Below are 7,731 nucleotides of genomic sequence, written 5' to 3' on the forward strand. Positions count from 1 at the left end.
GATCGCAGCCTTCGGCAGCTCCTACAGTAGATTGAGGCCACCCAGTAAATCGGGGGGCGGCAGATCCATACGAACCCCGGAGCAATCCGGGGTTTGTCGTTTCTGGTGACCCCGCTATCATTCGCCGCATTCTTCGGGGGATTTGACTGATGCTTAATGGCCTGTGGCTTGGCTTCTTCATCGTGGCAGCCGTGTCGGCGCTGGCGCAGTGGCTGATCGGCGGCAACGCCGGGATCTTCGCGGCGATGGTGGAAAGCATTTTCGCCATGGCCAAGCTGTCGGTCGAAGTCATGGTGCTGCTGTTCGGCACCCTCACCCTGTGGCTGGGCTTTCTGCGCATCGCCGAGAAAGCCGGAATCGTCGAGTGGCTGGCCAAGGTGCTCGGCCCGCTGTTTCTGCGGCTGATGCCGGAAGTCCCGGCCGGCCACCCTGCCCTCGGCCTGATCACGCTGAACTTCGCCGCCAACGGTCTGGGCCTGGACAATGCCGCCACGCCGATTGGCCTGAAAGCCATGAAAGCGCTGCAGGAACTGAACCCCAGTGCCACCATCGCCAGCAACGCGCAGATCCTGTTCCTGGTGCTCAATGCCTCGTCGTTGACCCTGCTGCCCGTGACCATCTTCATGTACCGCGCCCAGCAAGGCGCGCCGGATCCGACGCTGGTGTTCCTGCCGATTCTGCTGGCGACCAGTTGCTCGACTATCGTCGGTTTTCTCTCCGTAGCTTTCATGCAACGCCTGCGCATCTTGGACCCGGTGGTCCTCGCCTATCTGCTGCCCGGCGCGCTGATTCTCGGCGGCTTCATGGCCCTGCTCGGCACACTATCTGCAACGGCGCTGGCAGGATTGTCGTCGATCCTCGGCAATCTAACGTTGTTCGGCTTGATCATGCTGTTTCTGCTGATCGGCGCGCTGCGCAAGGTCAAGGTGTACGAGGCGTTCGTCGAAGGCGCGAAAGAGGGCTTCGATGTGGCGAAGAACCTGCTGCCGTATCTGGTCGCGATGCTATGTGCGGTTGGCGTACTGCGCGCCTCTGGTGCGCTGGATTTCGGCCTGGACGGTATTCGCCATCTGGTCGAGTGGGCCGGTTGGGACACGCGCTTCGTCGATGCGCTGCCGACGGCGATGGTCAAACCGTTCTCCGGCAGCGCCGCGCGGGCGATGCTCATCGAGACCATGCAGACTTCCGGCGTCGACAGCTTCCCGGCGCTGGTCGCGGCGACGGTGCAGGGCAGTACCGAAACCACGTTCTATGTGCTGGCGGTGTACTTCGGCGCGGTGGGGATTCAACGCGCACGGCACGCGGTGGGGTGTGCGTTGCTGGCTGAGTTTGCCGGAGTGGTGGGCGCTATCGGGGTCTGCTACTGGTTCTTTGGTTGATAAAGAACCCTGTGGGAGCTGGCTTGCCAGCGATGAGGGAAGCACATCCGAAATATCTGGTAGCTGACACACCGCCATCGCGGGCAAGCCCGCTCCCACAGGGATTGTGTTGGGCTTAAGGCCTTTGGGGGGCCAGTTTCTGGCCTTGCTCCACGGCCCAGGCCACAACCTTGGCCGTGAGGCGATCACTGGCCTGACCAAACCCGGCGACCACCGCTGGCACCTGCACATCGCTCAACGGCTGGCGCTCTTCAAAACGGCGGCTGGCGAGGATGCGCTGATCATAGCCGCGCACCAGCAACGCATCGACCCGCACCACAACGCCGGCCTGGGTGCCCTGATATTCGGTCTGAAACGCCTGCAAACTGCCGCCCAGTTCCAGATCCGCCTGGAAGTTGCTGTCGTCGGTGCTCAGCAACGTCACTCTGCCGTCACGCTGGAATCCATCGAGCAGGCGATTGCGCAGCAGTACCGGCGCCGGATCGCTCCAGCGCGAGCCCTTGTAGGAGCTGATCACATCGCCCTGCGGAATCACGGCAATGCTCGGCCGGTTCAGCGTTTCGCTGGCCTGCAATTTATTCAAGCGCAGCGACCACGGCTGAACCGTCGCCGGGCTGGCCGAGGCGGGCGCCGGTGCAGCGGGCAGGCGGTAGACATCCGAAGGTTCCGACTTGGGCAAGATCGAGCACGCGCCGATCAGGATCAGGCCAGCGCCGAGCAGGGCGATTCGAGTCAGCTTCATGGGGTGAATTCCTTGTTCTTGTCGCTGCCCAGCAGGTAGCCGCTGGGGTTGGCCTCGAGGCGTTGGGAAATGGCGCGCAGCGAGGTCAGCGTCTCGCGCAGTTCGCGAATCGCCGGGGCCAGGCCGTTGAGGCCCTGCATGCCGTTATCCAGCGAATTCTGGTTTTTGCTGAGCAAGCCATTGATGGTCACGCTGCTTTGCTCCAGTGACTTCATCGCCTGTTCGGCACTGCCCAAGGCCTGCTTGCCCTGATCGTTAAGCAGGCCGTTGGCGTTGCGCATCAACAGTGAGGTCTGCTCAAGCATGCTGCCGGCCTGCTTGCCGACGGTCGCCAGTTGCTGCATGGCTTGTTTGATGTCGCCGCGCTGGTCGTTGATGGTGCCGGTGGTCTGTTCCAGATGGGCAAGGGTCTTGCTCACACGCTCGACGTTTTCCGCGGAGAACATGTGGTTGGCGTTTTGCAGCAGGGCGCTGATGCCGGTCATCAAATCGCTGCTGTCGTTGAGCAGACGAGAGATAGGCGAGGGCGAGGCGACCAGAGTTGGCAGCTTGCCGTCATGCCCGCGCAGTTTCGGGCTCTCGGGTGTGCCGCCGCTGAGCTGGATGATCGACGTGCCAGTAATGCCGGTCAGTGCCAGCTTGGCCTGGGTGTCTTCCTTGACCGGCGTGTCGCCCGCCAGACGAATCCGCGCCAGCACCCGGCGCGGGTCCTGCGGGTCGAGGCGCAGGCTGACCACGTCACCGACCTTGATCCCGCTGTACTGCACCGAGCTGCCCTTGGACAGACCGCTGACCGCCTCGTTGAATACCACTTCGTAATCCTTGAACTCGGTGTCGACGCTGGACTTTGCCAGAAACAGGCCGAAGAGCAGGGCGCCGGCCACGACGATCACCGTGAACAGGCCGATCAACACATGATGGGCTCGGGTTTCCATATCAGACCTCGTTGAGCTGTTTGGCGGCGTCCAGCGCCGAGCGGCCGCGCGGGCCGTGGAAGTATTCGTGAATCCACGCGTCGGCGGTTTCCGAGACGTCGTCGATAGGGCCGGCGACCAGCACTTTCTTCTGCGCCAGCACCGCCACGCGATCGGTGATGGTGTACAACGTGTCGAGGTCGTGGGTGACCAGAAACACACTCAGACCCAACGCATCACGCAGGGTCAGGATCAATTGATCGAACTGCGCCGCGCCAATCGGATCAAGGCCGGCGGTGGGTTCGTCGAGAAACAGAATGTCCGGATCCAGCGCCAGGGCGCGCGCCAGCGCCGCACGCTTGATCATGCCGCCGGACAGCGACGCCGGGTATTTGTCCGACGCCGACAGCGGCAGCCCGGCCAGTGCCAGTTTCACCGCCGCCAGATGCTCGGCGTCGTGACGGCTGAGGCCGGCGTGTTCGATAAGGGGCAGGGCGACATTCTCGGTCACGGTCAGCGAGGAAAACAGCGCGCCTTTCTGAAACAACACTCCAAAGCGCCTTTCGATCAATGAGCGCTCATGCTCGGGCAGATTCGGCAGGTTCTGGCCGAAGACCTTGACCATGCCCTCGCTCGGCCGATTCAGCCCGACGATGCTGCGCAGCAGCACCGATTTACCGGTACCGGAGCCGCCGACCACGGCGAGGATCTCGCCCTTGTACACGTCCAGATCAAGGTTCTCGTGCACGCTTTGCGGACCGAAGCGATTGCACAGGCCACGGACTTCGATCACCGCCTCCGAGGGCGCGCGGGGTAGACGACTCACCAGCCCATCTCCATGAAAAACAGCGCGGCCACCGCATCGAGCACGATCACCACGAAAATCGACTGCACCACGCTGGAGGTGGTGTGCGCGCCGACCGATTCGGCGCTGCCGCTGACCTTGAAACCTTCCAGGCAACCGATCGCCGCGATCAGGAAGGCGAAGATCGGCGCCTTCACCAGCCCGACCAGAAAATGCTGAATGCCGATGTCCGATTGCAGCAGCGAGAGGAACATCGCCGGCGAGATGTCCAGCGACACTGCGCAGACCACACCGCCACCGACGATCCCCGAGAGCATCGCCAGAAACGTCAGCATCGGCAGCGCCACCAGCAGCGCCAGCACGCGCGGCACCACCAGCAATTCGATCGGGTCGAGGCCGAGAGTACGGATCGCGTCGATTTCTTCGTTGGCCTTCATCGAGCCGATCTGTGCGGTAAAAGCACTGGCGGTGCGCCCGGCCATCAGGATCGCCGTGAGCAGCACGCCGAATTCGCGCAGGAACGAGAAGCCGACCAGGTCCACGGTGAAAATCGTCGCGCCGAAACTGGCCAGCACTGTGGCGCCGAGAAACGCCACCACCGCGCCCACCAGAAACGTCAGCAGGGCCACGATCGGCGCGGCATCGAGACCGGTCTGCTCGATGTGCGCGATCATCGGTGTGATGCGCCAGCGCTTGGGCCGCAACAGGCCACGGGCGATGACTTCGAGAATCAGGCCGACGAAGCCGAGCAGTTGCAGCGTGTCGGTCCAGACCTTGTCCACCGCGCGGCCAATGCGCGTCAGCAGTTGCACGCTGACGCTGATTTCCGGCTCCTTGATCGGTACGCAAAAATCGCTCAGCGAGCAGTACACGGTTTGCAGCAAGGCGCGGTCGGCAGTTGAAAGGGTGCAATCGGGGTGTTCGGCGGATTTGCCCAAGCGTTCGGAACCGAGCAGTTCAACCAGCAACGAGGCGCCGGCGGTGTCGAGGGCACCGAGGCCGTTCAGATCGATGGAAGTGTTGGCGTCGTACTGGCCGCGGAGCTTTTCGCTCAGATGCTTGAGCGCGGTGTAGTGGGCGAGCGTCCAGTCGCCGCTGACCCGCAGACGGGCAGGGCTGAACGCGGTGTCCAGGTGGGCACTGCCGGGGGTTGGGCTGCTGGTCATAAGCTCCGTGCTTGTACGGCCGTTACGAGATCCTACGTAATAGCACGAACCGGATTACTTTTCTTTGGCCGGTGTGCTGTCGGTGATTGCGAAACGCAGCACGCCGATCAACTGCCCGTCCTCGGTCAGCACCCGCACCTGCCATTTGCCCGCCGGGTTGCCGGGGAAGTTCTGCTTGTGCGTCCACGCCCGGTAGCCTTCCTTGCGCCCGCCATGGATGTCGAGGGCGATGCGGTCGACCTCTTTGCCGTTGAAGGTCCACACGTGATAAATCCGCTCGTCGAGACCGCGCGGCGCGTTGATCGCAGTGTAGGCGTAGAGCCCGCCGCTGCGGATCTGCTCGGCGCTGACGGTATCGAGGCTGGCGCCGGGGGTGCGATCCTGCAACTGCGTGCTGATCGCCACGTCGGTCATCCACAGCGTTGCCGGTGGCACCCACGAACGCAGCGCCCAACCGACGCCGCCGATGCCGACTGTGATGAACAGAATCGCCAGGGCGTTGCGCACCGTGCGGATCGGGAAGATCGACGCCAGGCTAGGGAACGACAGCAGCACGGCAATCCCCAGCGCCCATTTGAAACTCTGCGCGGTGGTCAGGTGCATGATCACTGGCAGCGCGGTGAGCAGGGCGGCGAACAGGGTCAGGGTGTGCAGCGCGAGAAACGCCCAGCGCCGTGGCGCCAGCCATTTGTAGTACAGCGGATCGACGATGGAGATCAGTGCGGCAACGCTGAGCAGCCCCGTGAAGACAAACTGGCCGCTGTTCCACGTAGTGGTTATGAAGAAGAATGGCAAAACGAAAAACAGGCTTTCCTGATGGATCATCTGCGTCGCGTAACGCAGCAGCGGCTGGGGAATTTCGCGCTTGAAGATCCGTGTGAACAGCCCGGTCAGGGTGTTTTCCAGCATCAGCCAGATCCAGCTGAGCAGCATGATCACCGTGATCCAGCTGGCCAGACCCTGTTGGCGATCGACGAGGATGAAACTGCCGACCCCGGAAATGAAACCACCCGCCGCGATCAACCCGGGGTAGCGCTTCATCAGCTCGAGAAGGCGCTGGATAAGGAGGGTCAGTTTTGGCATTTTGGCGGTTCACGACGATATGGGGAAAATCCCGGAAAGGTTAACGCCGCATGACCCCTGTGGCGAGGGGATTTATCCCCGATCGGCGGCGCCGCCGTCGTAGATCCTGCGAGCGAATTTTGTCTGGATATACCGAGCAGCCCTTATTGGGGCTGCTGCGCAGCCCATCGGGGATAAATCCCCTCGCCACAAGTGCTCACTCACCACAGGATCAATGGCTTCCAGCAATTTTGTGGCGACGATACACACGCCAGCCGATCAACATCAGCAGCACCAGACCGACCCCACCTGCAGCCAGCCACAACACCTGATCATCACTGATCAGCGGCTTTTCGATCCGGATATACCCCGGCTGCAACAGCAGCTCGCGCATGGCCTTGTTCGCCGCTTCCAGCGTCACCCCTTGCAGCTCCCGCGCGGGATTGGCAAAGCGGCCATCCTGATAGTCGGCCAGCGCGCTCCAGTAATAGTCCGCCAGTGCGCTGTTGCCCTGCACGGCCCAGGCCTGGTGAGCAATGGCGGCTTGTTTGATGCGGGCAAAGGTGCTCGGGTCAAGACCGTTTTTCAGCAGGTCGGCCTTGAGGTCTTCCAGCACTTGAATGGCTTCGTCGACGTCATCGCGATCCAGGTCGGCGTTGAGGCTCATGAAGCCGACACCGCCGAACACTTCGCGCTCGGCCCACGGCCCGTACGACAAGCCGTGGTTGAGACGAATCTGCCGGTACAGCGCCCAGTCGAGGTAATCCTTGAGAATGTCGAACGTCTGGTCGTACTGATCGTCGAGCACCGGTTCCGGCACCAGCCAGTGCAGCTTGGCGCTGTCGCCGACAAATCCACGGGTAAGGGTGCGTTCATGGGCGGCGCTGGTGCGGATGTTCGGCAGCGCGCGGTGTTCGGTAGGCTCGACCGGCTCCAGCTCACCCCAGGTACGCTCGAGATAGGCTGGCAGCAGTTTGTCGAGTTCGCCGACAACGATCAGGGTCATGTTGTTCGGCGCGTACCAGGCCTTGCGCACCTTCTCCAATTGCTCTTGGGTCAGATGGCCGACTTCGGCACGCTGCGGGCATTTCAGTCCCAGCTCGACAGCCAGTTGATTGCTCGCGGTATGACCGAGGTCCTGACGGTCGAGGAAACGTTGCAGCCTGGTGTAATGCCCGCCGTCTTCACGCTCGACCACCCGTTTCGCCGCGTTGATTGCGTTGTCGTCGATGCGTGTCTGGGTCAGCAGCGCGAGCAGCAGGTCGAGCACCTTGCGCTGGTTTTTCGCCGGGGCCTCGATGACGAACGTGGTGTCGGCGTTGCTGGTGAACGCGTTCCAGTCCCCGCCCAGCGCCTGCATGCGCTCTTCCAGACCGCCTTCACCGGTAGCGTCGATGCCGCTGAACAGCAAGTGTTCGAGCAAATGCGGCAGCTCTTTTTCGTCGCAGTCGAAGTCATCGAGGCCGACGCCGACCACCAGCCGGATCGCCACATGCCCGCGTTCGGTGCCGGGCTTGAGCATCAGTTGCAAACCGTTGGGCAGCGCATAGCCTTCGACCTGAAACCGATCCAGGGCAAAGGCGGGCAGGGAACCGAGCAACAGACAGGCGAACAACAGGCAACGCATAACAGGCTTCCATACGGCTGATTTGGAGATCCGGGT

General features: G+C 62.5%; 7 protein-coding genes. 1 reads left to right on the forward strand and 6 read right to left on the reverse strand.

Annotated elements, in window-relative coordinates:
* Positions 1-149 precede the first annotated feature (149 nt).
* Complete coding sequence (locus tag F8N49_RS22885) at positions 150-1,379, forward strand: nucleoside recognition domain-containing protein (protein ID WP_073470794.1); 1,230 nt, start codon at positions 150-152, stop codon at positions 1,377-1,379.
* A gap of 115 nt (positions 1,380-1,494) precedes the next feature.
* On the opposite strand, the gene F8N49_RS22890 is transcribed toward F8N49_RS22885, so the two are convergent.
* The 6 genes from F8N49_RS22890 to F8N49_RS22915 all read right to left on the reverse strand — a co-directional run bounded on the left by F8N49_RS22890 (position 1,495) and on the right by F8N49_RS22915 (position 7,695).
* The gene (locus tag F8N49_RS22890) at positions 1,495-2,121 is read right to left on the reverse strand and encodes an ABC-type transport auxiliary lipoprotein family protein (RefSeq protein WP_151552708.1); all 627 of its coding nucleotides are present in this window, start codon (positions 2,119-2,121) and stop codon (positions 1,495-1,497) included.
* Positions 2,118-3,056 (reverse strand): MlaD family protein, encoded by a 939-nt coding sequence (locus F8N49_RS22895; RefSeq protein WP_016772359.1) that lies wholly within the window; start codon positions 3,054-3,056, stop codon positions 2,118-2,120. Before F8N49_RS22895 ends, F8N49_RS22890 begins: the two co-directional genes overlap by 4 nt.
* 1 nt (position 3,057) lies before the next feature.
* Complete coding sequence (locus tag F8N49_RS22900; RefSeq protein ID WP_151552710.1) at positions 3,058-3,861, reverse strand: ABC transporter ATP-binding protein; 804 nt, start codon at positions 3,859-3,861, stop codon at positions 3,058-3,060.
* Positions 3,858-5,006, reverse strand: coding sequence for an ABC transporter permease (locus F8N49_RS22905; RefSeq protein ID WP_151552712.1), 1,149 nt, complete (start codon positions 5,004-5,006; stop codon positions 3,858-3,860). The genes F8N49_RS22900 and F8N49_RS22905 overlap by 4 nt, the downstream gene beginning before the upstream one ends.
* Before the next feature lie 54 nt (positions 5,007-5,060).
* Positions 5,061-6,089 carry a DUF5924 family protein gene (locus tag F8N49_RS22910; RefSeq protein ID WP_024014974.1) on the reverse strand — a complete coding sequence of 343 codons (1,029 nt, stop codon included), beginning with the start codon at positions 6,087-6,089 and terminating at the stop codon, positions 5,061-5,063.
* Positions 6,090-6,300: 211 nt separating this feature from the next.
* Positions 6,301-7,695: a pitrilysin family protein gene (locus F8N49_RS22915; protein ID WP_151552714.1), complete on the reverse strand. Its 1,395-nt coding sequence runs from the start codon at positions 7,693-7,695 to the stop codon at positions 6,301-6,303.
* Positions 7,696-7,731 lie beyond the last annotated feature (36 nt).

The sequence above is a fragment of the Pseudomonas sp. GXM4 genome (assembly GCF_008923895.1).
Taxonomy (GTDB): domain Bacteria; phylum Pseudomonadota; class Gammaproteobacteria; order Pseudomonadales; family Pseudomonadaceae; genus Aquipseudomonas; species Aquipseudomonas atacamensis.